Source organism: Streptomyces sp. NPDC002754 (genome assembly GCF_053592315.1).
Genome location: NZ_JBSFVM010000005.1, coordinates 166,314 through 190,869, shown reverse-complemented (window position 1 = coordinate 190,869; position 24,556 = coordinate 166,314). Strand labels below are relative to the sequence as shown.

Genomic DNA, 24,556 nt, shown 5'->3' with positions numbered 1-24,556 from the left:
GCGGGTCGTTTCCGGGGCCGATTCGCCATTCGTCGGTTTGCTGTTAACCCTTTGTTGCATTCTGGTTGGGCCGCGGCTCGGAATTGCTTCCTAACTTCGTCGGTGTGCCAGTAAGGAACGGAAATTCGCTCAGGGTCGCGGTGCTCGCGGACTCCGACACCCGGTGGAAATGGGGGTCGCTCACCGCCGCCCGCATCGCCTCCGAAGGCGTCGCACTCGACGGCTATCTGCTGCGCGGCCGGGCCACCCCGACCCCGCGCCAGCTCCGCGAGATCGGCGTCCGCGCCGACAGCCTGCGCGAGGTCACGGCCGTCGAATTCCTCCGCGAGATGGAGCCCGAAGCGTACGACGTGGTGGTGCTCGCCGTCGTCGGCGGGGGAGTCCAGGCCGCCCTGCACGGCCTCGCCCACGCCTGGCGGGGAGCGGTGCGGCGCCCCGTCGTCGTCACCGGCTACGTCGGCGTCGTCTACGAAAAGCTCGCCGACGGCCTCCTCCTGCGGCACGGCGCCGACGTGGTGCTCGCCAACTCCGCCTACGACGCGGACCGGTTCCGCGCCGTGTACGAGGGGGTGGGCGCGGACGCCTCCGCGGTGACCGAGTGCGCGCTGCCGTTCCTCGGCGGCGAGCCGTACACCGGCGAACGCGAGCCGTACACGGTGACCTTCGCCGCCCAGCCGTCCGTACCCGACACCGCGGCCGACCGCGACTACCTGCTTGGCCGCCTCGTGCGGCACGCCGAGTCGCATCCCGACCGCGAGGTGCTGCTCAAGCTGCGCAGCAAGCCCGGCGAACACACCACGCACATCGAGGAGATCCCCTACCAGAAGCTCGCGCAGCGCCGCGAACTCCCCGCCAACCTCCGGCTCGTGTACGGGAACATGGGCGAGGTCCTCGACCGCACGGACCTGCTCGTCACGGTCAGCTCCACCGCCGCCCTCGAATCCCTGCACCGGCGCATCCCGACCGCGCTGCTCACCGACCTGGGCGTGCGCGAGGCACTCGGCAACCACCACTTCACCGGCTCCAACTGCCTTGCGTCCTGGGACCAGTTGGACGCGGGTCTGCGGCCCGCACCGGACCCCGAGTGGCTCGCCCGGCAGGGCGTCGCCGCCGACGGCACGTACGAGCGCGCCTTCGACGGCGTGCGGGCCACGGTCGCCGACCTGCTCGCCGAGGACCGGCCCCCGCTGGCGCCGTACTACAGCCGCACCACCGCCCCCGGCTACCTGCCGCGCATCCTCGCCCGCCACCACCTCGCACCCGACGGCAGCCCGCTGCCCGGCGCGCCCGCGGCCGACCGGGCGCCGGGTCCCGTGCGGCAGGTCGTGCGGCGGGCCGCCCGCGGCGCCTACCGGCACGGGGTGCAGCGCGTCGCCCCCGCGATCCGGCGGATGGGGGAGCTGTGAGCCCTCAGAACCCTCAACCCCCCGAAGGAGAAGCGCACATGACCGAACCCGAGCCCGTCCGCCGCGTCCTCGCCGTGATCCCCGCCCGCGGCGGCTCCAAGGGCGTACCGGCGAAGAACCTCGCCCCGGTCGGCGGCATGCCCCTGGTGGCCCGCGCCGTGCGCGAGTGCCTCGCCACCCGGCAGGTCACCGACGTCGTGGTCTCCACCGACGACGACGCCATCGCCGCCGCAGCGCGGGACGCGGGCGCCGAGGTCGTCATCCGGCCCACCGCCATCGCCGGCGACAAGTCCAGCTCCGAGGCGGCCGTGCTGCACGCCATGGACGCGCACGAGGCGCTGCACGGCGCGGCCGTCGACGTGGTGCTGCTCGTCCAGTGCACCAGCCCCTTCCTCGTACGGGAGGACATCGACGCGGTGGTCGGCGCGGTCCTCGACAAGGGGGCCGACAGCGCGCTGACCGTCGCCGCGTTCCACGGGTTCGTGTGGCGGGACGAGGCGGACGAACCGCAGTCGGCTTCCGTACACAGCACGGCAGTTGAGGGCGGCGTCGCCGTCCTCGCCGACCGGAAGACCGGGATCGGGACCGCGACCGGCGGCGGCTACGGCGTCAACCACGACAAGTCGCAGCGCCAGATGCGCCAGGACCGGCCCCAGGACCTCCTGGAGACCGGCGCCGTCTACGCCATGGAGACCAGCGGGTTCCGCCGCCACGAGCACCGCTTCTTCGGCCGCACCGAACTGGTGCGCACCGACCCCGCGCGCGTACTCGAGATCGACGATCCGCACGACCTCGCGCGCGCCCGCGCGCTGGCCCCCCTCTTCGACCAGCAGTCCGTCCTCCCCTCCAGGGAAGACGTCGACGCGGTCGTCCTCGACTTCGACGGCACCCAGACCGACGACAAGGTGCTGATCGACTCCGACGGACGGGAACTCGTCACCGTGCACCGCGGTGACGGACTCGGCATCGCTGCCCTCCGCAAGAGCGGCCTCGAACTGCTGATCCTGTCCACGGAAGTGAACCCGGTCGTCGCCGCACGGGCCCGGAAACTCAAGATCCCGGTCCTGCACGGCATCGACCGCAAGGACCTCGCACTGAAGCAGTGGTGCGAGGAACAGGGCATCGCGCCCGAGCGCGTGCTCTACGTCGGCAACGACGTCAACGACCTCCCGTGCTTCGCCCTCGCGGGCTGGCCCGTGGCGGTCGCGAGCGCCCATGACGTCGTGCGCGGCGCCGCACGCGCCGTCACCACCGTCCCCGGAGGCGAAGGCGCGATCCGAGAGATCGCCGGCTGGATCCTCGGCCCTTCTCTCGACTCCCTCGACCCGCTCACCAAGTAAGGAACGTACCCACCATGTCCAACGCTCCCCTTTCCCCCGCGTCCGACTCCCGTATCCGCACGTTCGGTTCGCGCGAGGCAGGCCCCGGCCGCCCCGTCTACATCACCGGCGAGATCGGCATCAACCACAACGGTGACCTGGAGAACGCGTTCCGGCTGATCGACGCCGCCGCCGAGGCCGGCTGCGACGCCGTCAAGTTCCAGAAGCGCACCCCCGAGATCTGCACGCCGCGCGACCAGTGGGACATCGAGCGCGACACCCCCTGGGGCCGCATGACGTACATCGACTACCGGCACCGCGTCGAGTTCGGCGAGGACGAGTACCGGGCCATCGACGAGTACTGCAAGAAGCGCGGCATCGACTGGTTCGCCTCCCCGTGGGACACCGAGGCTGTCGCCTTCCTGGAGAAGTTCGACGTCCCCGCCCACAAGGTGGCCTCCGCGTCCCTCACGGACGACGAGCTGCTGCGCGCCCTGCGCGCCACCGGCCGCACCGTCATCCTCTCCACCGGCATGTCGACGCCGAAGCAGATCCGCCACGCGGTGGAGGTCCTCGGCTCGGACAACATCCTGATGTGCCACGCCACGTCGACGTACCCGGCGCAGGCCGAGGAGCTCAACCTCCGCGTCATCAACACCCTCCAGGGCGAGTACCCGAACGTCCCGATCGGCTACTCCGGCCACGAGACGGGCCTCCAGACGACCCTCGCGGCCGTCGCCCTCGGCGCCGCCTTCGTCGAGCGTCACATCACCCTCGACCGCGCCATGTGGGGCTCCGACCAGGCCGCCTCCGTGGAGCCGCAGGGTCTCACGCGCCTCGTGCGCGACATCCGCACCATCGAGGAGTCCCTCGGTGACGGCGTCAAGAAGGTCTACGAGTCCGAGCTCGGCCCGATGAAGAAGCTGCGCCGCGTTCCGGGCGTCGTCGCCGACGCGGAGATCGCCGTCGCCGCCGGCGAGCCGGTGGGCGTCTGACGAACCTCGGAACGAATCGTGGGCGGTCGGGCGCGGTGGAGGCCGCGCCCGACCGCCCCGGCGCCCTCGGGAGGGCCCGCATGTCCGGCAGTACGTTGTGCTTCGTCGAGAGCCCGGTACAGCTCCTCAACGTTCTGGAGTGGGCGCACCACCAGGAGGTCACCGCGACCGTCGTGGTGCTCTCGCCCACCGACCCGATGACCCGCGGCCAGCTGCGCCGCATGGCGGCGCTCGCCCGCACCGAAGGGCACACCGTGCGCTGGGAGGAGGCCCGCGGTGGCGCGGCCGCGCCCTTCCAGACGATCGGCGGGCTCGCCCCCTCGCTGCGCAGGGCCGACCGGATCGTCCTCGGCGACCCGTTCTCCCGCTACGTACAGCTGCTGCTCACGATCACTCACGCCCGCGAGCTCGTCGTCGTCGACGACGGCACCGCCACCATGGAGTTCGTCGCCCAACTGGTGCGCGGCGAACGGCTCGTGCGCTGGCACCGGCGCGGTGGCAGGGCGGGCCCGCGCGACCTCGTCTTCGGCCCCGTCGCGGCCGTCGCGCGCCGCAGGCTCACCGGGCACGCGCGCCGCGACTCCGTGTCCGTGTTCACGTCGATGCCGGTGGCCGAGGTCCCCGAGGGCGTCACGGTGTCCTCCAACGACTACGCCTGGACCCGCGCCCGGTTCGGGCCGCCCCGGATCACGCGCGGCGCCGACATGGTCGGAACGTCCCTGGTGGAGACGGGAGTCGTCGACCTGGAGCAGTACGTCGGCGCGGTGCGCGAACTGGCCCGCGCGCACGGCGCCACCCGCTACTTCGCGCACCGCCGCGAGAGCGCCGACAAGCTCCACCGCCTCGCCGCGGAGACCGGCCTGGAGATCGTCCGCCCCGACCTCCCCCTGGAACTGATCGCCCGGCGCGGGCCCATAGGCCGGACGATCCTCAGTTTTCCGTCGACGGTGGTGCACACGCTGCCGATCGCTCTCGCGGGGACGGGGGTGAAGGTTGCGATCTGCGAGATCGATCCGGCGTGGCTCAGCCACGGGGTCTCCGACCATGCGCAGGGGTTCTTGGCGGGGATCTCGGGGTCGGCGCGGGGGGCGGTGCGGGCGTATTAAGCCCGCCGAACCCCCGGGGCTCCGCGGGCCCTCGTCACAAGTGCGGGGCTTGAAGGACCTGCTCAAACGCCGCAGGGGCTTGAAGGGGTGAGGTCGTCGTCGCCGGCTGAGGCGCCGCTCGAAAAGAGACTTGATACCCCTCCTGTGCGATCCACATGCGCATCGCGACCCATTTTCTTACGCCAATCCGGCTGAACTTTTGTTGATCGGACGTTAGTTGGCCCCTGCATCGCCCTACCCTTCAGAGGGTGAACCAGTCGAAGTCCCGTGAGTCAGAGGCCGAGAAACCCGGGGAATCCGTGCCGGGCACCGCACTTCCAGGTGCGCTGCCCGAGGCGCTCCGCGCCGAACTCGTCGCCTTCCGGCGCGATATGCACATGCACCCCGAGCTGGGCAATCAGGAGTTCCGTACCACCGCGGCGCTCAAGTCCCGCCTGGAGAAGGCGGGGCTCGCGCCGCGCCTTCTCGGCATGGGGACCGGCCTCATCTGTGACATCGGCACCGAGGGCGGAGAGTGGCGCGGCGGGCGCGGCATGCTGGCGCTGCGGGCCGACATCGACGCGCTGCCGATCCCGGACACCAAGACGGACTGCGCGTACCGGTCGACGGTGCCGGACCGGGCGCACGCGTGCGGTCACGACGTGCACACCACGGTCGTGCTGGGCGCCGGGCTCGTCCTCGCGGATCTGCACCGCAAGGGTCAACTGCCGCACCCCGTACGGCTGCTGTTCCAGCCCGCGGAGGAGGTGCTGCCCGGCGGCGCGCCCGACGCGATCGAGTGCGGGGTGCTCGACGGCGTACGCGGCATCATCGGCGTGCACTGCGACCCGAAGGTCGACGCGGGGCGGATCGGGATCAGGCCGGGGCCCATCACGTCGGCCTGCGACCGCCTGGAGGTCACGCTCGACGGGCCCGGCGGGCACACGGCGCGTCCGCACCTGACCACGGACCTGGTGACCGCCGCGGCGAAGGTCGCCACGGAGGTTCCGGCGGTCGTCGCCCGCCGGGTCGACGCGCGCTCGGGGCTCGCCGTGACGTGGGGGCGCCTGGAAACGGGGCACGCGTGCAACGTGATCCCGCAGCATGCGGAGTTGTCCGGCACGGTGCGGTGTCTGGACCTGGACGCGTGGCGCGCCGCGCCGGACCTGGTGCACGGTGCCGTCCAGGAGATCGCGGACCTGTACCGCGCGAAGCCGGTGGTCAACTACATCCGCGGGGTGCCTCCGGTGGTCAACGACCCGGCGGTCACGGATCTTCTGCGGGATGCCATGACGGCCCGGCGGGGTGCGGATTCCGTCGAGGACACGCAGCAGAGCCTCGGTGGTGAGGACTTCTCCTGGTACCTGGAGCACGTTCCCGGGGCGATGGCCCGCCTGGGCGTGAAGCCACCCGGTGACCGGGGCTCCCGTGACCTCCACCAGGGCGACTTCGACGTGGACGAGTCGTCGATCACGGTCGGCGTAGAACTCTTCACGGCGGCAGCCCTCCTGGACGGCACAGCCGCACCGGCGTAAAAGCCGGGGCTCTGCCCCGGACCCCGCGCCTCAATCGCCGGCGGGGCTTGATGTCGCTCGGCAGATCAGCCATCGGCGGGAATTGGGCAATTCAAGCCCCTGCGGCGATTGAGCAGCGGGGTCCGGGGCGGAGCCCCGTGGCCGGGGGGGGGCGGGGGGGGGGCGGGGAACCCGTACGTGACGGGGCAGCGGCACAAATGCATAACGGCGCCGCACAACCCCCCGCCCCACCCCGCTACGCGCGTTACGCTCCGCCGAACTCAGCGCCCCACACGGCGTGTTGACGAAGGAGCACCCCACCATGCGTCCAACTCGTACGTCCCGGCTCACGCACATATCGGTCACCGTCGTCGGCCTCGCGCTCGCCGCCACCGCCTGCGGCGGCACCAGCAGCGAGAAGGGCGGAGGCGGCGACGAGAGCGGCAAGAAGCTCGGCCTCGCCATCGCGTACGACGTCGGCGGCAAGGGGGACCAGTCGTTCAACGACTCCGCCTATGAGGGCATGCTCAAGGCGAAGAAGGAGTTCGGCTACAAGACCGCCGACCAGGAGCCGAAGGACGGCGAGTCCGACGACGACAAGGCGCAGCGGCTCGCGAACCTCGCGAAGGCCGGCTACAACCCGGTCGTCGGCATCGGCTACGCCTACGGCCCGGCGATGAAGGAAGCCTCGAAGAAGTACCCGAAGACGACCTTCGGCATCGTCGACTCGGTCGTCGAGGGCAAGAACGTCGCCTCCCTGGTCTTCGCCGAGAACGAGTCCTCCTACCTGGCCGGCGTCGCCGCGGCCAAGGCCACCAAGTCCGACCACGTCGGCTTCGTCGGCGGCGTCGACAACGAACTGATCAACAAGTTCGAGGCCGGCTTCGAGCAGGGCGTGGCCGACACCAAGAAGGGCGTGGACATCGAGGTCCAGTACCTCGACGAGGACCCGGCCAAGGGCTTCGCCAGCCCCGACCTCGGCAGGGCCGCCGCCGAGAAGCAGATGGAGGACGGCGCCGACGTGATCTACCACGCGGCGGGTCTTTCGGGGCAGGGCGTCATCAAGGCGGCCGCCGAGCAGAAGACATGGGTCATCGGCGTCGACTCCGACCAGTACAAGCAGAAGACGCTCGCCAAGTACAAGGACTACATCCTCACTTCGGCGCTCAAGGAAGTCGGCGAGTCCGTCTACTCGCTGGCCAAGTCCGTCGAGGACGGCAAGCCGCTGACCGGCGTGCAGACCTTCGACCTCAAGGTCGACGGCGTGGGGGCCTCGGAGTCCAACCCGAAGTTCAAGGAGATCGCCGGTCTTTCCGACGCGGTCGCCAAGGCCAAGAAGGGCATCGTCGACGGCTCCATCAAGGTCGACACCAAGCCGAAGAAGAAGTGACCCGAACGGTGCCGCCGACCGCCTTCACCGGCGGCACCGCAAACCCGGCCGTATACGGCCTCGTACCCCCGTCGATAACAGTCTGGACAACCAGGGTTCTCTGTCGGGTCTACGCGCGTTACTCTGCGGCGAACTCAGCGTCGGCCCCCTGCCGTTCCGGCGCTTGTACGAAGGAGCACTTCTCATGCGCCGGGTTTCCCGTATAGCGGTCGCAGGCACCGCGACCGCCTCGCTCGCCCTCGCCCTCTCCGCCTGCGGAGGCACCTCGTCGGACGCCCAGTCGTCCTCCGACGGTGGCAAGGAAAAGGGCCTCGCCATCGCCTACGACGTGGGCGGCAAGGGCGACCAGTCGTTCAACGACGCCGCGTACGACGGCCTCCGCCAGGCCAAGAAGAAGTTCGGCTACGAGGTCGCCGACCAGGAGCCGAAGGACGGGGAGTCGGACGACGACAAGACCCAGCGCCTCGTACAGCTGGCGAAGATGGGTTACAACCCGGTCGTCGGCATCGGCTACGCGTACGCGCCCGCCGTCAAGGAGGCCGCCGCGAAGTACCCGAAGACCACCTTCGGCATCGTCGACGACGCGACCGCCAAGGGCGACAACATCGCCGACCTGGTCTTCCAGGAGAACGAGGTCTCGTACCTCGCCGGTGTCACCGCGGCCATGAAGACGAAGTCGGACACGGTCGGCTTCGTCGGCGGCGTCGACAACGCGCTGATCAACAAGTTCCAAGCGGGCTTCGAGCAGGGCGTGGCCGACACCAAGAAGGGCGTAAAGGTCGAGGTGCAGTACCTCGACGAGGACCCCGCCAAGGGCTTCGCCTCGCCGGACCTCGGCAAGGCCGCCGCCGAGAAGCAGTTGGAGGACGGCGCCGACGTCGTCTACCACGCGGCCGGCCTGTCGGGTCAGGGCGTCATCGAGGCGGCCGCCGCCGAGAAGGCGTACGCGATCGGCGTCGACTCCGACCAGTACGCGCAGGCCCCGCTGAAGAAGTACAAGAAGTACATCATCACCTCCGCCACCAAGGACGTCGCCAAGGCGATCCTCAACCTGGCGGAGTCGGTCCAGGACGGCAAGCCGGAGACCGGTGTCGTCACCGGCGACCTGAAGTCCGGCGAGGTCTCGCTCGCCGACTCCAACCCGGAGTTCAAGAGCGACTCCAAGCTCCAGGCGGCCCTGAAGAAGGCCGAGCAGGGCATCGTCGGCGGCTCCGTGAAGGTGCCGGAGAAGCCCAAGAAGTAGCACGCGGGAAGCCGGGCGCGGGGTGGCCGGCCCCTCCCAGCGGGGAACTGTTCCCTCCTGGGAGGTGACCGTTCCTCCTTGGGGAGGAGCCTTCTGCCTCGCGCCCCGTATCTGCGATCCTGCTCGAACTCACTTCTCGCACACCGCTGTTGGGGCGCTCCGCGTAGGCGACCCCCTTCCCCAGGAGAGTGCGCCATCGCCACGTCAAGCTCCCCGCCGGCCGATTCCACGGCCCCCGTCGCCGTAGAACTCAAGGGCATCACCAAGCGGTTCCCCGGCGTGGTCGCCAACCACGACATCCGCCTCACCGTCCACAAGGGCACCGTGCACGCCCTGGTCGGGGAGAACGGGGCGGGCAAGTCCACCCTGATGAAGATCCTCTACGGCATGCAGAAGCCGGACGAGGGCACCATCGCCATCGCCGGGGAGCAGGTCACCTACTCCTCGCCCGCCGACGCCATCGCCCGCGGCATCGGCATGGTCCACCAGCACTTCATGCTCGCGGACAACCTCACCGTCCTGGAGAACGTCGTCCTCGGCAGCGAGAAGCTGTACGGGATCGGCGGCAGGGCCCGCCGCAAGATCCTTGAGCTCTCCGAGCGTTACGGGCTCGGGGTGCGCCCCGACGTCCTCGTCGAGGACCTCGGCGTCGCCGACCGGCAGCGCGTGGAGATCCTCAAGGTCCTCTACCGCGGCGCCACGACCCTGATCCTCGACGAGCCGACCGCCGTGCTCGTCCCGCAGGAGGTCGACGCGCTCTTCGACAACCTGCGCGGGCTCAAGGCCGAGGGCCTGTCCGTCATCTTCATCTCGCACAAGCTCGGCGAAGTCCTCTCCGTGGCCGACGAGATCACTGTCATCCGGCGCGGCACGACGGTCGGCACCGCCGTCCCCGCCGAGACCACGTCGAAGCAGCTCGCCGAGCTGATGGTCGGCAGCGAACTGCCCACCCCGGAGACGGCGGAGTCCACCGTCACCGACCGCCCCGTCGTCGAGGTCGAGGAGCTGCGCCTCGCGGCCCCGGGCGGCGGCAAACCGCTCCTCGACGGCGTCACCTTCACCATCCACGCCGGCGAGGTGCTCGGCCTCGCGGGCGTCGAGGGCAACGGGCAGACCGAGCTGATCGAGGCGCTCATCGGCCTGGAGCACGCGGACAGCGGCACCATCACACTCCTCGGCGACGAGATCACCTCCTGGGCCACCCGCAGGCGCCGCGAGTCCGGCATCGGCTACATCCCCGAGGACCGGCACCGCCACGGGCTCATCCTGAGCGCCCCGCTGTGGGAGAACCGGATGCTCGGCCACGTCACCGAGCGGCCCAACAGCAAGGGCTTCTGGCTCGACCCGAAGGCCGCGCAGGCCGACACCGAGCGGATCGTCAAGGAGTACGACGTCCGCACCCCCGGCATCGACGTCACCGCGGACTCCCTGTCGGGCGGCAACCAGCAGAAGCTCATCGTGGGCCGCGAGATGAGCCACACGCCCAAGTTCCTGATCGCCGCCCACCCCACCCGCGGAGTGGACGTCGGCGCGCAGGCCCAGATCTGGGACCAGATCCGCGCGGCACGCCACGAGGGGCTCGCCGTGCTGCTCATCTCGGCCGACCTCGACGAACTGATCGGCCTCTCCGACACCCTCCGGGTCATCTACGACGGCCGCCTCGTCGCCGACGCCGACCCGGCCGCCATCACCCCGGAAGAGCTGGGATCCGCCATGACCGGTGCGGCCTCGGGCCACCTGGAGCACACGGAAGACGGTGCCTGACCATGAACATCCGTAAGCGATGGGCCGCCATCGACACAGAGCGGATCCTTCTCGCGGTGGCGGGACCGGTCATCGCGCTCGTCGTGGCGTTCGCCCTGACCGCGATCGTGCTCGTGGCCTCCGGCGAGAACCCCGTCGAACCGTTCTCGATCATGTTCGAGCAGGCGACGTTCTCCGACGTCCAGGTACTCATCATCAACGACGCCGCCGGCCTCTACGTCGGCGCGCTCGCCGTGGCCATCGGCTTCCGGATGAACCTCTTCAACATCGGCGTCGAGGGCCAGTACCGGCTCGCCGCCTGCGTCGCCGCCATCGTCGGCGCACACATCGCGTTCCCGGCCTTCCTCCAGATCCCGCTGCTCATCCTGTCGGCGGCCCTGACCGGCGCGATCTGGTCGGGCATCGCGGGCATCCTCAAGGTGACCCGCGGCGTCAGCGAGGTCGTCTCCACGATCATGCTGAACTCGATCGCAGCCTCGGTCATCGCGTACCTCACCCTGGAGGACGCCTTCGGCGTCGCCGTCGGCAACAACCGCACCACCGGCGAGATGGACAAGGCCGGCTGGTTCCCCGGCATCAACATGGGCGACGCGGTCGGCACCGTCTACGGCTTCGTCTTCGTCGCGATCGCCCTCGGCATCGTCTACTGGGTGATGCTGAACCGCACCCGCTTCGGCTTCGACCTGCGCGCCTCCGGAGCCTCCGACACCGCGGCCGCCGCCTCCGGCGTCTCGGCGAAGAAGATGGTCCTCACGGCCATGCTCCTGTCCGGCGCCGTCGCGGGCCTCGCCGGTCTGCCGACCCTGCTCGGTTCGACGCACACCTTCTCCGACTCGTTCCCGGCCGCGCTCGGCTTCAACGCGATCACCGTGGCGCTGCTCGGCCGCAACAGCCCGGTCGGCATGGCCCTCGCGTCCCTCCTCCTGTCGTGGCTGTTCAACGCGGCCGACCCGCTGGACCTCCAGGGCTACAGCTCCGAGATCGCCACGATCATGCAGGGCCTCATCGTGATCGCCGTCGTCGTCTCCTACGAGGCCGTCCGCGTCTGGGGCACCCGCCGCCAGCAGCAGCGCGTCGGCGCCGAACTCGCCGCGGGCCACGTGCTGAGCGCCTCCGACAACAACGACAAGAAGCCGGAGGTGGCCGCCCGATGAGTACGGCTCCCGTTCTCGACAAGCCCGCAGCGCCCACGGCGCGCCGCAAGCTCAGCCTCTCCGTCCTGCTCCTGATCATCGCGGGCCTGCTCTGCCTGGTCTCCGCGGTCCGCCTGATCACCGACGCGAACGGACTGACCTCCGTCAGCCAGATGTCGACCGCGCTCCAACTCGCCGTACCCATCGGCATGGCGGGCCTCGGCGGACTGTGGGCCGAGCGCGCGGGCGTCGTCAACATCGGCCTCGAAGGCATGCTGATCCTCGGCACCTGGTTCGGCGCCTGGGCCGGCTACCAGTGGGGCCCCTGGGTCGGCGTGCTCGCCGCCCTGATCGGCGGGGCGCTCGGCGGCCTGGTGCACGCGATCGCCACGGTCACCTTCAACGTCAACCACATCGTCTCCGGTGTGGCCATCAACATCCTCGCCCTCGGCGCCACCCGCTACCTCTCCGTCCTGATGTACGACGGGATGGACGGCGCGACCTCCCGCCAGTCGCCCGCGGTGCCGTCCCTCGGCGAGTTCACGGTCCCCGGCCTCGCGGACGCCCTCGCCGACCTCAACAAACACGGCTGGTTCCTGATCTCCGACATCGCGGGCCTGCTCGGCGGCGTCATGACGGGCGTGTCCTGGCTGACGCTGATCGCGGTGCTCCTGGTCCCCGCCTCCTGGTGGATCCTGTGGCGCACGTCGTTCGGCCTGCGCCTGCGGTCCTGCGGCGAGAACCCCGTCGCGGCCGAGTCCCTCGGCGTCAACGTCATCAAGTACAAGTACATCGCCGTGCTGGCGTCCGGCGCCCTGGCCGGCCTCGGCGGCGCGTTCCTCTCCATGGTCTCCTCCAACTACTACCTGGAGGGCCAGACCGGAGGCCGCGGCTACATCGGCCTCGCCGCGATGATCTTCGGCAACTGGATGCCAGGCGGACTCGCCCTGGGCGCCGGCCTGTTCGGCTACAGCGACACGCTCAAGGTGCGCGGCGGCACCGAGAACACCCACGCCCTGCTCCTCCTCATCGCGATTCTCGCGCTCCTCGCGGTGGCCTGGCTGATCTGGAAGAAGAAGTACGTGGGCGCGGTCGTCACCCTGGCCGTCTCCGTCCTCCTCTTCTTCTGGTACTCCTCCACCGATTCGGTACCGAGCCAGGTCGCCACGGCCATGCCGTACGTCCTGACCCTGCTCGTCCTGGCACTCTCGGCACAGCGCCTGCGCATGCCGAAGGCGAACGGGAAGCCGTACCGGAAGGGGCAGGGCACGTGACGGTCGACTGGGACCACCTGAGAGGGGCGGCTCGCGAGGCCATGTCCCGCGCGTACGCCCCGTACTCGGGCTTCCCGGTCGGCGCCGCGGCCCTCGTCGACGACGGCCGCACGGTCTCCGGCTGCAACGTCGAGAACGCCTCGTACGGCCTGGGCCTGTGCGCGGAGTGCGGCCTCGTGTCGGAGTTGGTGGCGACCGGCGGCGGCCGCCTCACCCACTTCACGTGCGTGGACGGCAAGGGCGAACTCCTGATGCCCTGCGGCCGCTGCCGACAGCTGCTGTACGAGTTCGGGGGCCGGGAGCTGCTCCTGGAGACGGGGGCGGGGGTGCGGACGCTGGGGGAGATGCTGCCGGAGGCGTTCGGCCCGGAGCACCTGAGCACGTAAAGCCCCTGCGGCGATCGAGCCAATCAAGCCCCCCCGCGGCGATCGAGCAGCGGGGTCCGGGGCGGAGCCCCGTGTCCGTAACGCCGGTGCGGCGGATCAGCTCCGCTCGGCCCGCCGCACCATCTCCGCGATCCACGTGGGCGCATACGGCGACGTACACCCCGCCGACGTCGGATACTCCTTGAGCACACCGAGCCGCTCGCCGACGGCAACCGCACGGTCACGCTGCCCGGGATGCGCAATCCCGATCTGCGCGAGACACGTGTTCATGTCCCACTGAAGCCGCTCGGGCGCGCCCCCCATCTCCGCCTCGATGACGTCAAGCAACCCCGACAGGTCAAGCCCTTCCGGCCTCTTCACCACACGGTCCGCGGTCAACGCCCACCCGGCCCCCGCGACCGAGGGATCCTCGTCGTCGAGCCAGGCCAGCCGCAACGCCTCGGCGTGCGGACTCTTCTTCACCACATAGTTGATCAACCAGTCCCGCACCTTCGGCGCCCGCGCCGCCCGCAGCATCGCGTCCAGCTCCCCCTCCCCGAACGCCTTCGGCCGGCAGACGAGAAGCGCGAGGAGCCGCGCCGCCGTGTCACCGGTCGCCCACAGCTCGACCGCGAGGTCCTGCCGCGTCTTGAGGCGCTTCGCGATCGCTCGCAGCTTGCCCAGATTCACGCCGTGGTCGTCGCCGTGCCGCTCGTTGACGGCGCGCGCCCTCGGATCCTCGAGCCCGGCCAGCTCGTCGAGCAGCTCGCGCACCGTCGCGGCGGTCGCCTCGGTCTCGGTCTCGGGCACAGCGGCCTCCTGTTTCCTGTTCGTCTCGGCGGGGGTCTCACGGTACGGCGCGGCGAGGTCGCCGGCACACTTCACGCGGAGCGTCTATGCGCGTAGAGTCGCCGCCGTGCCGTGGAGCGTGCCGGGTGCGCCACGCTGTGCTGAACCGTTGGAGGATTTGCCATGGACGTCATCTCCGTCATCCGTACGAAGCGGGACCGCGGACGCCTCACGGACGCCCAGATCGACTGGGTCGTCGACGCGTACACGCGGGGCGACGTCGCCGACGAGCAGATGTCGGCCCTCGCCATGGCCATCTTCCTGAACGGGATGGACCGCGCGGAGATCGCCCGCTGGACCGCCGCGATGATCAACTCCGGTGACCGGATGGACTTTTCCTCCCTCTCCCGTCCCACCGCCGACAAGCACTCCACGGGCGGCGTCGGCGACAAGATCACGCTGCCGCTCGCGCCCCTCGTCGCAGCCTGCGGCGCGGCCGTGCCGCAGCTGTCGGGCCGCGGCCTCGGCCACACCGGCGGCACGCTCGACAAGCTGGAGGCGATCCCCGGCTGGCGCGCGAACATCACCAACGACGAGATGATGCGCACCCTGGAGGACGTCGGCGCGGTCGTCTGCGCGCCGGGCAGCGGCCTCGCCCCCGCCGACAAGAAGCTCTACGCGCTCCGCGACGTCACGGCCACCGTCGAGTGCATCCCGCTCATCGCGTCCTCGATCATGTCGAAGAAGATCGCGGAGGGCACGGGCTCGCTGGTCCTCGACGTGAAGGTCGGCTCGGGTGCCTTCATGAAGGAACTGGACGCCGCCCGCGAACTCGCCCGCACGATGGTCGGGTTGGGCACGGACCACAACCTGCCGACGGTCGCCCTCGTCACCGATATGAACACCCCGCTCGGCCTGACCGCGGGCAACGCGCTCGAAGTCCGCGAATCCGTCGAGGTGTTGGCGGGCGGCGGCCCCGACGACGTCGTGGAGCTGACCCTCGCCCTCGCCCGCGAGATGCTCGACGCGGCGGGCCTGACGGACGTCGACCCGGCGAAGGCGCTCGCCGACGGTCGTGCGATGGACGCGTGGCGGCGGATGATCGCGGCGCAGGGCGGGGACCCGGATGCGGCGCTGCCGACGGCGCGTGAGACGCATGTGGTGACGGCGGGGGAGTCCGGTGTGCTCACCCGTCTCGACGCGATGGGTGTGGGCCTCGCTGCCTGGCGCCTCGGGGCGGGGCGCTCCCGCAAGGAGGACCCGGTCCAGGCGGCGGCGGGTGTCGAACTCCACGCCAAGCCGGGGGGCTCCGTCTCCGCGGGTCAGGCCCTGATGACCCTCCACACGGACACGCCCGAGCGGTTCGCGTACGCCCTGGAGGCCCTGGAGGGGTCATACGACACGGCTCCCACGGCCACCGATTTCATCCCGCCCCGGACAGTCCTGGAACGCATCGCCTGACCGCGCCAATCCCCCACCCCGCCCCTTCCCGAAAGCCCTCAATCGCCGGGCGGGCTGGGTGGGTGGGCCTACCCGAAAGTCCTGCCGGACGGGCCTGCTCAATCGCCGCAGGGGCTATAAGCGGCCCTGCCGGGCGGGCCTGCTCAATCGCCGCAGGGGATTGATAGATCAAGCCCCTGCGGCAAAATCAAGCCCCGCCGGCGATTGAGGCGCGGGGTCCGGGGCGGAGCCCCGAGGCGTGGGGACGGGGGCGCGGAGGGGCCCGGGGCAGCGGCCCGCGTCAACGTGATGGTCACCCCAACAACGCCGCGACCACCACAAGCACCGGCACCGCCCCCATCGTCGACAACAGAATCGACTCCCGCGCCAACCGCTCCCCCACCCGATAGTGACTCGCGTACGTGAAGATGTTCTGGGCCGCCGGAAGCGCCGACGTCACCACGACGTCCAGCAACCGCGCCCCATGCAGCCCGAACACGAAGGACGCCAGCGCCCACGCCGCCACCGGCTGCCCCACCACCTTCAGCACCGTCGACAACAGCACCGGCCCCCGGTCCGCGCCTCGGCCACCCGGCCAGGAACTCCCGCACAGCGAGATGCCGAACGCGATGAGGATCGCCGGCACCGACATGTTCGCGATCAGTTCCAGCGGGTCGAAGACCGGCGACGGCACCGTCCACCCCGCCGCCGACACCAGCACCCCGCACAGCGACCCGATCGCGATCGGGTTCCGGAACGGCGTCAGCAGCCGCTGCCCCCACGACAACCGCGCCGCACCGGCCGCCGCCCCCGACAGATCGAGCACCGTCAGCGCCACCGGTGTCACAACGAGCTGCTGGAAGAGCAGCACCGGGGCGACGAGCGACGCGTCCCCGAGGACGTACACCGCGATCGGGATGCCCAGGTTCCCCGAGTTCACGTAACTCGAGCACAGCGCCCCGATCGTGGTCCGGCCCGCACCCCACCCGCGTACGACACTCGCCGCGATGAAGAGCCCGGCCATCGCCGCCGTGGAGAGCGCCGTGACGACCAGGCTCGGCGACAGGATCACCGCCAGGTCCGCCTTGGCCAGCATCGTGAACAGCAGCGCGGGCGTCGCCACATGGAAGGTCAGCTTGGTGAGGACCTCGCGGCCCTCCGCGCCCAGGTGGCCGCGCCGCCCGATGACGTAGCCGACCGCGATGACGATCGCGATGACCGCGAAACCGTTGAGTACCCCCTGCACGCGTCAAGACTCCGTCGTGAACGGATCCCCGGTCAACGTTGATCCACTATCCGGAACAACGTGACCCGGCCCACGTGCCCGTCTGCGCACGGGACCGATGAATTCCGCACCGCCGCACGGTCATTCGTACGTGTCCGCTTCCTCGCTCTCTCCCGAGTCCCCGCCCGTCGTGGTGCTCGCCGGGCCGATCCGCTCCGGTGACGCGCCCCGGCTGTGCGAGCGCCTCGGCGCCGCCCTGCCGGGGGCGCCGACCGTGACCTGCGACGTCTCCGGCGTGACCACCGCAGACCTCGCGACCCTCGACGCGCTCGCCCGGATGCAGCTCGCCGCCCGCCGCGCCGGATCCCGGATGGTGCTCCGCGACCCGCCCGCGGGACTCGCCGTGCTCCTCGGACTCGCAGGGATGGCCGAGGTGCTGGGCGCGCCTGCCGGCGAGGAGTCAGGCGTCGAGATGGTCCGGGACGCCGAACAGCGGGAACCAGCGCTGCGTGTCCAGGAAGCAGTGGTACCCCGCGATCCGCCCCGCTGAGAACTCGACGACCTGGATCGCCCAGGGCGTGAAGCCTCCCTTGTCCGGATCCGGCTTGTAGTGGGCGAACGCCGGCGTCCCGTTCGACACCACCGGCAGCAGGCGCGAACCCGCGCAGGAAGCGCCGATCGTCGTCATGAAGCCCGTGATGTCCTCGGGGCCGCGCAGCCACAGGTCGAACGGCGGCATCGTCATGATGGCGTCCTCGGCGAGCAGTTCGGTGAGGGCCTTCATGTCGTAGCCCTCGAACGCCGCGACGTAGCGCTCCAGGAGCTTCTGCTGCTCCTCGTCGAGCGGATCGGACGTCGCGGAGTCCGCGGGCGGGGACTCCGCCAGCGTCGCCCGCGCTCGCTGCAGCGCGCTGTTCACCGAAGCCACCGACGTGTCGAGCAGGTCCGCTACCTCCTGCGCCTTCCACGCCAGGACCTCGCGCAGGATCAGCACCGCCCGCTGCTTCGGCGGCAGCTGCTGGAGCGCGGCGACGAACGCGAGCCGCACCGACTCCCGCGCCACGGCCGCCTCCGCCGGATCGTGCACCGCGGGCAGCACGCGGGCGTCCGGGACGGGCTCGAGCCACACATTGTCGGGGCGGGGGTTGAGTGCGGCCTGGGCGAGCGGCGCCGCCGCCGTCAGGTCCATCGGGCGGGCCCGCCTGTTCCCCGCGTTCAGCGAGTCAAGGCACACGTTCGTCGCGATGCGGTACAGCCAGGAGCGCAGGCTGGACCGGCCCTCGAACTTGTCGAAGCTGCGCCAGGCCCGCACCATCGTGTCCTGCACGGCGTCCTCGGCCTCGAACGCCGAGCCCAGCATCCGATAGCAGTACCCGGTCAGCTCGACCCGGTGTTTCTCCAGGTCGTCCAGCCCGGCCTGCGTCGCGGTGTCACTCATTCCAACGCCCCCATTGCCGCGGTGAGTTACAGGCACGGAACAGTGTCCGGCCCAGCACTCCGAAAGCTACCGCAGCCCACTGACAACGGCCCCCCGACCGGGAAAAAGTCCAGGTCGGAAGGCCGGTTCGGTAACGCCAGTGGCAGTGGTTCAGTGCGCCGCGACCGTGGGGCCGCCCGTCCGGTGCCGCGCGGACCGCGCCGCGTACGACCCCCACACCGTGATCGCCACGACGCCGAGCACCGCGAGGAAGCCGAGGCCCACCGTCCCCGACCAGCCCCCCGCGTGGAAGGCGACCGCGCCGACCGCCGAGCCGACGCTGGACCCGACGTAGTACATGGTCTGGTAGAGCGCCGAGGCCTGCGCCCGCCCGTGCGTGGCGGTGTGGCTGACGGACGACGAGGCCGTCGCGTGGCCCGCGAAGAAGCCCGCCGTGATCAGCACGAGGCCCAGCAGGACGAGGACGAGGTTCGGGACGAGGGCGAGCAGCAGCCCCGCCATCGTCGTGCCCGCCGACAGGTACAGCGTGCCGCGCCTGCCGAGCCGCGTCACGAGCTGGCCCGCGGCCGCCGAGGAGACGGTCCCCACCAGGTAGACGATGAAGATCGAGCCGACGACACCCTGCGGGAGGGAGAACGGCGCGGCGGACAGCCGGTAGCCGATCACCGTGTAGACGCCGCCGAACACCATCATGAACAGCGCGCCGATCAGGTACAGGCGGCGCAGCAGCGGGTTCGCGAGATGGCTGCCGACCGTGGCGGCAAGGGCGCGCGGGCGCAGCGAGCCCGGCGTGAAGTGACGCGGCGCCGGCAGCAGCATCCGGAACGCGACGGCGCACGCCACCGCGATCACGCCGATCACTCCGAGGGCCACTCGCCAGCCCCACGCCTGCGCGAGCCAGCCGCCGATGATCCGGCCGCTCATGCCGCCGATGGAGTTGCCCGCGACGAACAGCCCGATGGCCGCGACCAGCGCCTTCGGCCGTACCTCCTCCGCGAGATACGCCATCGCGGAAGCAGGAAGGCCCGCGAGGGCCGCGCCCTGCAGCGCGCGCAGCGTGATCAGCACGGTGAGGTTCGGGGCGAAGGGAACCAGCAGCCCCACCGCGACCGCCACCGACAGCGAGGCGGTCATCACCGTGCGCCGCCCGAACCGCTCGGACAGCGCGCTCAGCGGCAGCACGCACACGGCGAGCGCGAAGGTCGACGCGGACACCGTCCAGGCCGCCGCGCTCGCGCTCGCGCCGTAGCCGTCGGAGATGAGGGGGAGCAGTGCCTGCGTCGAGTAGAGGAGCGCGAAGGTGGCGACTCCGGCGAGGAACAGGGCGAAGCTCATGCGGCGGTAACCGGGACCGCCGGGCGTCAACCGGGTGTCGGCGGCGGGCTGGGTGTCGGCGACCGCGTCGGTGGAGACGGCCGCCGGGCTACTGGCAGGTGACATGCACTGAACGTAGGCTCACCTGCGTTCATGCGTCCAATGCATGAAGACGCCATAATCGTTCCCATGGAGCATGAGCACAGGGCACAGCGGCAACTGCCACCGTTCAGTGACACGGAAGACATCGTCACGCTGCTCGCCCCGCGCCTCGTCCAGTTCGCCGGGGTCGCCCGCACCGAGCACGTCACGCGCGCGGCGCAGGAGTTGAACATGCCGCAGTCCACGCTCTCCCGTGCCATGGTCCGCCTCGAACGCGACCTGGGCGTCGAGCTGTTCGCCCGGCACGGTCGCACGGTGTCGCTGACCCCCGCGGGCCGCACCTTCCTCTCCTCGGTGGAGCGCGCGCTCGGCGAGGTCGAGAAGGCGGCCGAGTCGGTGCGCGCCGACGCCGACCCCGAGTCCGGGAAGGTCGCCTTCGGCTTCCTGCACACGATGGGTACGGAGACGGTGCCCGGTCTGATCCGCGCCTTCCGCGCCGAATACCCCCGCATCCGCTTCAGCCTCGTGCAGAACTACGGAGAGGCGATGCTGGAGCGGTTGCGCGCGGGCGAACTGGACCTCTGCCTCACCTCGCCCGTCCCGGACGAGCCGGGCCTGGTCGCGCGCCGCCTCGACGAGCAGCGCCTGCGCCTCGTCGTCCCCGACCACCACCGCCTCGCGGCCCGTAAGCGCATCCGTCTGGAGGAGGCGGCAGAGGAAACCTTCGTCACCCTCGAACCCGGCTACGGGATGCGCCGCATCTTCGACGACCTGTGCGCGGAGGCCGGGTTCAAGCCGCGGGTCGCGTTCGAGGGCGAGGAGACCGAGACGCTGCGCGGCTTCGTCGCGGCGGGCCTCGGTGTCGCCCTCCTCCCACCTCCGACCGTGCCACGCCCGGGAGTCGTGGAACTGACGGTGACCGGCCAACGCGCCGTCCGCGAAATCGGCGTCGCCTGGCTCGACGGCCACCCGGACACCCCTCCGGTAGCCGCCTTCAAGAAGTTCCTGCTCTCCCGCAGGGGAAGACTCCTACCGGAGCACATTTCAAGCCCCGCCGGCGATTGAGGCGCGTCTTTTAAGCCCCTGCGGCGTTTGAGCAGGTCTTTCAAGCCCCGCCGTCGGACGAGAGCCAGCGGGGTCCGGGGCAGAGCTCCGCGACGTAGGCCCGACGCCGCAGCAGCACTACAACGTCCGCCCAAAGCCGGCGGCAAGCGGCATCCGCAACCCCAACGGCGGCGGCGCCGCAAACGCATCCTGAAGCGGCCGCGAAAACGGCCGCCCGAACAACGTGCCCAGCACGAAGTCCACCGCCAGCGAGCCCACTTCATACCGATGCTGCGCCAACCCGTGCCCGTCCGAATGCACCTCGAACCGGCACACATCCCGGTTCGCCTTCTTCGCACGGCCCGCGAGCCGGAAGGACAACTCCGGGTCCGTACGCCGGTCATCGGTCCCGTGCACGATCAGGACCCGGCGCCCCGCGAGCTGCTTGACCGGTTCGAGCGGCGCCGCCACATCGTCCTCCGGAAGCCAAGGGGCAAGAGCAAGAACGGAGTTGACGGCCTCGTGGCCACCCGCGTGCAGCGCGGCTCGGCCCCCCATGTCGATGCCCGCGAGGCAGATCGGTACGTCCCCGTAGCGGCGCACCACCTCGTCGGCCGCCCACCGGGCATCGCGCGCGAGCTCGGCCTGCGTCCCGTTCCAGCCGCGGCACCGGTACTGCACGACATGCGTGACGAGGCCGGCGTCCCGCCCCGCGCGCGTGAGGCGGCGGGCGAGCGGGCGCAGCGCGGCCCGGTCCATGGGGGAGGGTCTGCGGGCCGACGTCTCCTCGCCCGCGGGGAGCAGCAGCACGACGCCGCCCACCGCTCCCGGCACCGGCCCGGCCGCCTTGGCAAGCCGCGCCTCGCGGCTCTGCGTCGCTCGCTGCTGCATGACTGCACAGTGTCAGAAGCCCGGCGTACGCCGCCGGTGGAGCGGGTCACTGTTGCGTATCGACGGATCATGCCCGGCGGCCCACGCCCGTCCCCCTCGCTCCTCCTCACTCCTCGCAACGAACTGGCAACGAACCGCAGCGATCTACGCGCGTAGGAGTTAGAGTGCGGAAATGACGAGCCCGATCACCGCGAACCCCAACAGCCCCCGGGTGCCGACCGCCGAGCAGATCCGTCGCGCGCCCAAGGTGCTCCTGCACGACCACCTCGACGGCGGCCTCAGGGCCGGCACGACCGTCGACCTGGCCCGCGAGCAGGGGTACGAGAACCTGCCGGAGGCCGACGCCGACAAGCTCGGCGTCTGGTTCCGTGAAGCGGCCGACTCCGGTTCCCTGGAGCGGTACTTGGAGACGTTCAGTCACACCTGCGCCGTCATGCAGACGCGCGAGGCGCTGGTTCGGGTCGCCGCCGAGTGCGCCGAGGACCTCGCCGAGGACGGCGTCGTCTACGCCGAGGTCCGCTACGCCCCGGAGCAGCACCTGGAACAGGGGCTCACCCTCCAAGAGGTCGTCGAGGCGGTCAACGAGGGCTTCAGGGAAGGCGAGCGGCGCGCGAAGGAGAGCGGTCACCGCATCCGCGTCGGCGCCCTGCTCACCGCGATGCGGCACGCGGCCCGCGCCCTGGAGATCGCCGAACTCGCCAACGGATACCGGGACTTGGGCGTCGTCGGCTTCGACATCGCGGGAGCGGAGGCCGGCTTCCCGCCCACCCGCCACCTCGACGCCTTCGAGTACCTCAAGCGGGAGAACAACCACTTCACGATCCACGCGGGCGAGGCCTTCGGCCTTCCGTCCATCTGGCAGGCGTTGCAGTGGTGCGGCGCGGACCGGCTCGGGCACGGTGTGCGCATCATCGACGACATCAAGGTGGAGGCCGACGGCAGCGTACAGCTGGGCCGCCTCGCCTCGTACGTGCGCGACAAGCGGATCCCGCTTGAGCTGTGCCCCTCGTCGAACCTGCAGACCGGTGCCGCGAGTTCCTACGGGGAGCACCCCATCGGGCTGCTGCGGAAGCTGCACTTCAGGGCGACGGTCAACACGGACAACCGCCTCATGTCCGGTACGTCGATGAGCCGCGAATTCGAGCACCTGGTCGACGCGTTCGGTTACACGCTCGACGACATGCAGTGGTTTTCCGTCAATGCGATGAAGTCAGCATTCATTCCTTTCGATGAACGACTGGCCATGATCAATGACGTCGTCAAGCCCGGATATGCCGAGTTGAAATCCGAATGGCTGTTCCGTCAGACCGCTTCCACCAGCGGGTCTGCCGCCGAGTAGGGCCTTTCCGGGGGACATTGAAGCGGTCGGGAACGCTTGTTCCCGACCGCTTTTCCCGGCGGTTCGCTGTTTGCGGGTGCAGCGGAGGAATGTTTACGGTCGTGGACCGCTCATTCCCCCGTCATCGTCAAGAGGACGCATTTCACAATGAAGCACTCTGCTGCCAAGACCCTCGGTGTCGCCGCTCTCGGAGCCGCTTTCGCCGCCGCCGGTGCCGGTGCCGCGAACGCCGCCCCGGCCGTGCCCGACGCCGCCGGCACCGTCGGATCCGTGACCTCCGCCCTCCCGCTGCAGGACGTGGCGTCGACGCTGCCCGCCGGTGCCGAGTCCGTGTCCGCCGCTCAGGGCGCCGTGGCCAACGGCCTGACCACGGCCACGCCGGTCGTGGACCAGGCCGCGAAGGGCGCCCTGCCGCTCGACGGCGACCCGGTCTCCGGGCTGCTCGGCGGCCTGCCGGTCGGCCCGCTCGGCTGACCCGACCCACCGCACACGCCGAAGGGGCGCACCCGCGATCACGCGGATGCGCCCCTTCGGCGTGGATGCGAACGGACGTCACCAGGCCTGGCGGACCTTGTTCTCACTCGGGAACAGGATCCACAGCACGATGTAGAGCAGGAACTGCGGGCCCGGCAGCAGGCACGAGACCAAGAAAATCACGCGCATCGTGGCCGCGGAGGTGCCGAAGCGCCGTGCCAGCGCTGCGCACACTCCGCCGATCATCCGTCCGTTCGTGGGGCGGGCAAGGGCGGTCATGGTGGGCTCCTTCGCGAACCGTATGTCTTCGGTGTGTCGTGCTTACGTCTTCGAAGGTACGCCGCTCGACCGGGTAAAACGTCAGCTCACGGGGCGATGCCGACCCTGGAAATCGTCGGGGTCGGACCCTGAAGCGGCTCCTGCGGGGGGAGGGGGACGTGCTCCGCCCAGCGGCGTAGCCGGGAGCGCAGGGCGGGCACCACGAGGAGGTGGGCGAGCGCGACGCCCATCGTGTTCAGGAACAGCGAGTCGATGTCCACGACCTGGCCGGGCACGCCGGTCTGCAGCAGTTCGATGCCGAGCGAGATCAGTGCGGCCATGACGACCGTGCGCACAAGCGAACCCCACAACGACACGTACAGGCGGCCGCCCGCGACGGGCAGCAGCACGCCGAGCGGGGCGAGCAGCGCCAGGCCCTCACCGATACGCAGCGCCGCCTCGCGCCTGCCGAGCGCGAGGTCGGAGCGGATGCCGGCCAAGGGGTGCAGGTTCGCCGCGCTGACCCAGGGCACGTCCAGGGGGCGCAGCGTGAACCAGGCAACGAAGAGGAGATGCGCGGCGAGAAGGGCGATCCCCGCCGCACGGAAACGGACGGCGGCCCTTTGGCCGCTCGAGCGATGGCGCTGCACGCACCCCTAGACGCCGGACGCGGCAGGATCGGTTCCGCCCAAGCTCGGACGAGCTTCCGATGGGCTTCCGCCGAGGTCGCGGCGGGGACGCGGCGGGGGTGGCG

The 24,556-nt window shown here is 70.6% G+C and carries 23 protein-coding genes; 16 read left to right on the top strand and 7 right to left on the bottom strand.

The annotated features are described in order from the left end of the window. Positions 1-104 precede the first annotated feature (104 nt). The 11 genes from ACWD2L_RS14895 (at position 105) to ACWD2L_RS14845 (ending at position 13,509) form a co-directional block, all read left to right on the top strand. Positions 105-1,406 (top strand): DUF6716 putative glycosyltransferase, encoded by a 1,302-nt coding sequence (locus tag ACWD2L_RS14895; RefSeq protein ID WP_351345096.1) that lies wholly within the window; start codon positions 105-107, stop codon positions 1,404-1,406. Positions 1,407-1,444: 38 nt separating this feature from the next. After that, positions 1,445-2,746: an N-acylneuraminate cytidylyltransferase gene (locus tag ACWD2L_RS14890; protein ID WP_351345093.1), complete on the top strand. Its 1,302-nt coding sequence runs from the start codon at positions 1,445-1,447 to the stop codon at positions 2,744-2,746. A 14-nt stretch (positions 2,747-2,760) separates the two neighbouring features. Next, positions 2,761-3,720 (top strand): N-acetylneuraminate synthase family protein, encoded by a 960-nt coding sequence (locus tag ACWD2L_RS14885; RefSeq protein ID WP_351345090.1) that lies wholly within the window; start codon positions 2,761-2,763, stop codon positions 3,718-3,720. 80 nt (positions 3,721-3,800) lie between these two features. Further along, positions 3,801-4,826, top strand: a complete 1,026-nt coding sequence (locus tag ACWD2L_RS14880) for a hypothetical protein (protein ID WP_451189723.1) — start codon at positions 3,801-3,803, stop codon at positions 4,824-4,826. Between the two features lie 248 nt (positions 4,827-5,074). Further along, a complete protein-coding gene (locus ACWD2L_RS14875) occupies positions 5,075-6,340 on the top strand; it encodes an amidohydrolase (protein ID WP_351346103.1) in 1,266 nt (421 codons plus the stop codon). 301 nt (positions 6,341-6,641) lie between these two features. Further along, complete coding sequence (locus tag ACWD2L_RS14870; protein ID WP_351345295.1) at positions 6,642-7,709, top strand: BMP family lipoprotein; 1,068 nt, start codon at positions 6,642-6,644, stop codon at positions 7,707-7,709. 184 nt (positions 7,710-7,893) lie between these two features. Continuing rightward, positions 7,894-8,952 (top strand): BMP family lipoprotein, encoded by a 1,059-nt coding sequence (locus tag ACWD2L_RS14865; protein ID WP_351345298.1) that lies wholly within the window; start codon positions 7,894-7,896, stop codon positions 8,950-8,952. A 195-nt stretch (positions 8,953-9,147) separates the two neighbouring features. Continuing rightward, complete coding sequence (locus ACWD2L_RS14860) at positions 9,148-10,716, top strand: ABC transporter ATP-binding protein (RefSeq protein WP_351345316.1); 1,569 nt, start codon at positions 9,148-9,150, stop codon at positions 10,714-10,716. 2 nt (positions 10,717-10,718) lie between these two features. After that, positions 10,719-11,870, top strand: coding sequence for an ABC transporter permease (locus ACWD2L_RS14855; protein ID WP_351345301.1), 1,152 nt, complete (start codon positions 10,719-10,721; stop codon positions 11,868-11,870). Next, on the top strand, positions 11,867-13,123 hold the full coding sequence (locus tag ACWD2L_RS14850) for an ABC transporter permease (protein WP_351345304.1): 1,257 nt from the start codon (positions 11,867-11,869) through the stop codon (positions 13,121-13,123). Before ACWD2L_RS14855 ends, ACWD2L_RS14850 begins: the two co-directional genes overlap by 4 nt. Continuing rightward, complete coding sequence (locus ACWD2L_RS14845) at positions 13,120-13,509, top strand: cytidine deaminase (protein WP_351345307.1); 390 nt, start codon at positions 13,120-13,122, stop codon at positions 13,507-13,509. The genes ACWD2L_RS14850 and ACWD2L_RS14845 overlap by 4 nt, the downstream gene beginning before the upstream one ends. 96 nt (positions 13,510-13,605) lie before the next feature. On the opposite strand, the gene ACWD2L_RS14840 is transcribed toward ACWD2L_RS14845, so the two are convergent. Continuing rightward, the gene (locus ACWD2L_RS14840) at positions 13,606-14,298 is read right to left on the bottom strand and encodes a DNA alkylation repair protein (RefSeq protein WP_351345310.1); all 693 of its coding nucleotides are present in this window, start codon (positions 14,296-14,298) and stop codon (positions 13,606-13,608) included. Positions 14,299-14,460: 162 nt separating this feature from the next. On the opposite strand from ACWD2L_RS14840, the gene ACWD2L_RS14835 reads away from it, so the two are divergent. Further along, entirely contained in the window at positions 14,461-15,738 is a 1,278-nt protein-coding gene (locus ACWD2L_RS14835) for a thymidine phosphorylase (RefSeq protein ID WP_451189717.1), read from the top strand. A 292-nt stretch (positions 15,739-16,030) separates the two neighbouring features. Here ACWD2L_RS14835 and ACWD2L_RS14830 read toward each other — a convergent pair whose 3' ends face one another. Beyond that, positions 16,031-16,963: an AEC family transporter gene (locus ACWD2L_RS14830; protein WP_351336887.1), complete on the bottom strand. Its 933-nt coding sequence runs from the start codon at positions 16,961-16,963 to the stop codon at positions 16,031-16,033. Between the two features lie 97 nt (positions 16,964-17,060). On the opposite strand from ACWD2L_RS14830, the gene ACWD2L_RS14825 reads away from it, so the two are divergent. Continuing rightward, complete coding sequence (locus ACWD2L_RS14825; protein WP_451189714.1) at positions 17,061-17,492, top strand: STAS domain-containing protein; 432 nt, start codon at positions 17,061-17,063, stop codon at positions 17,490-17,492. Here the strand turns inward: ACWD2L_RS14825 and ACWD2L_RS14820 are convergent. After that, positions 17,403-18,380 carry a sigma-70 family RNA polymerase sigma factor gene (locus ACWD2L_RS14820; RefSeq protein ID WP_351336892.1) on the bottom strand — a complete coding sequence of 326 codons (978 nt, stop codon included), beginning with the start codon at positions 18,378-18,380 and terminating at the stop codon, positions 17,403-17,405. The two genes, ACWD2L_RS14825 and ACWD2L_RS14820, sit on opposite strands and share 90 nt — an antisense overlap. Positions 18,381-18,530: 150 nt before the next feature. After that, positions 18,531-19,820, bottom strand: coding sequence for an MFS transporter (locus ACWD2L_RS14815; protein ID WP_351336894.1), 1,290 nt, complete (start codon positions 19,818-19,820; stop codon positions 18,531-18,533). Between the two features lie 63 nt (positions 19,821-19,883). Between ACWD2L_RS14815 and ACWD2L_RS14810 the strand changes: the two genes are divergently transcribed. Next, positions 19,884-20,861 carry a LysR family transcriptional regulator gene (locus ACWD2L_RS14810; protein ID WP_351336896.1) on the top strand — a complete coding sequence of 326 codons (978 nt, stop codon included), beginning with the start codon at positions 19,884-19,886 and terminating at the stop codon, positions 20,859-20,861. 117 nt (positions 20,862-20,978) lie between these two features. Here ACWD2L_RS14810 and ACWD2L_RS14805 read toward each other — a convergent pair whose 3' ends face one another. Then, the gene (locus ACWD2L_RS14805) at positions 20,979-21,731 is read right to left on the bottom strand and encodes an alpha/beta hydrolase (RefSeq protein WP_351336899.1); all 753 of its coding nucleotides are present in this window, start codon (positions 21,729-21,731) and stop codon (positions 20,979-20,981) included. A 172-nt stretch (positions 21,732-21,903) separates the two neighbouring features. On the opposite strand from ACWD2L_RS14805, the gene ACWD2L_RS14800 reads away from it, so the two are divergent. After that, positions 21,904-23,070, top strand: a complete 1,167-nt coding sequence (locus tag ACWD2L_RS14800; protein ID WP_351336900.1) for an adenosine deaminase — start codon at positions 21,904-21,906, stop codon at positions 23,068-23,070. Between the two features lie 147 nt (positions 23,071-23,217). Further along, complete coding sequence (locus ACWD2L_RS14795; protein WP_351336903.1) at positions 23,218-23,544, top strand: ATP-binding protein; 327 nt, start codon at positions 23,218-23,220, stop codon at positions 23,542-23,544. A gap of 78 nt (positions 23,545-23,622) precedes the next feature. Here ACWD2L_RS14795 and ACWD2L_RS14790 read toward each other — a convergent pair whose 3' ends face one another. Continuing rightward, complete coding sequence (locus ACWD2L_RS14790; protein WP_351336906.1) at positions 23,623-23,823, bottom strand: PspC domain-containing protein; 201 nt, start codon at positions 23,821-23,823, stop codon at positions 23,623-23,625. 86 nt (positions 23,824-23,909) lie between these two features. Continuing rightward, a complete protein-coding gene (locus tag ACWD2L_RS14785) occupies positions 23,910-24,452 on the bottom strand; it encodes a VanZ family protein (RefSeq protein WP_351336909.1) in 543 nt (180 codons plus the stop codon). Positions 24,453-24,556 lie beyond the last annotated feature (104 nt).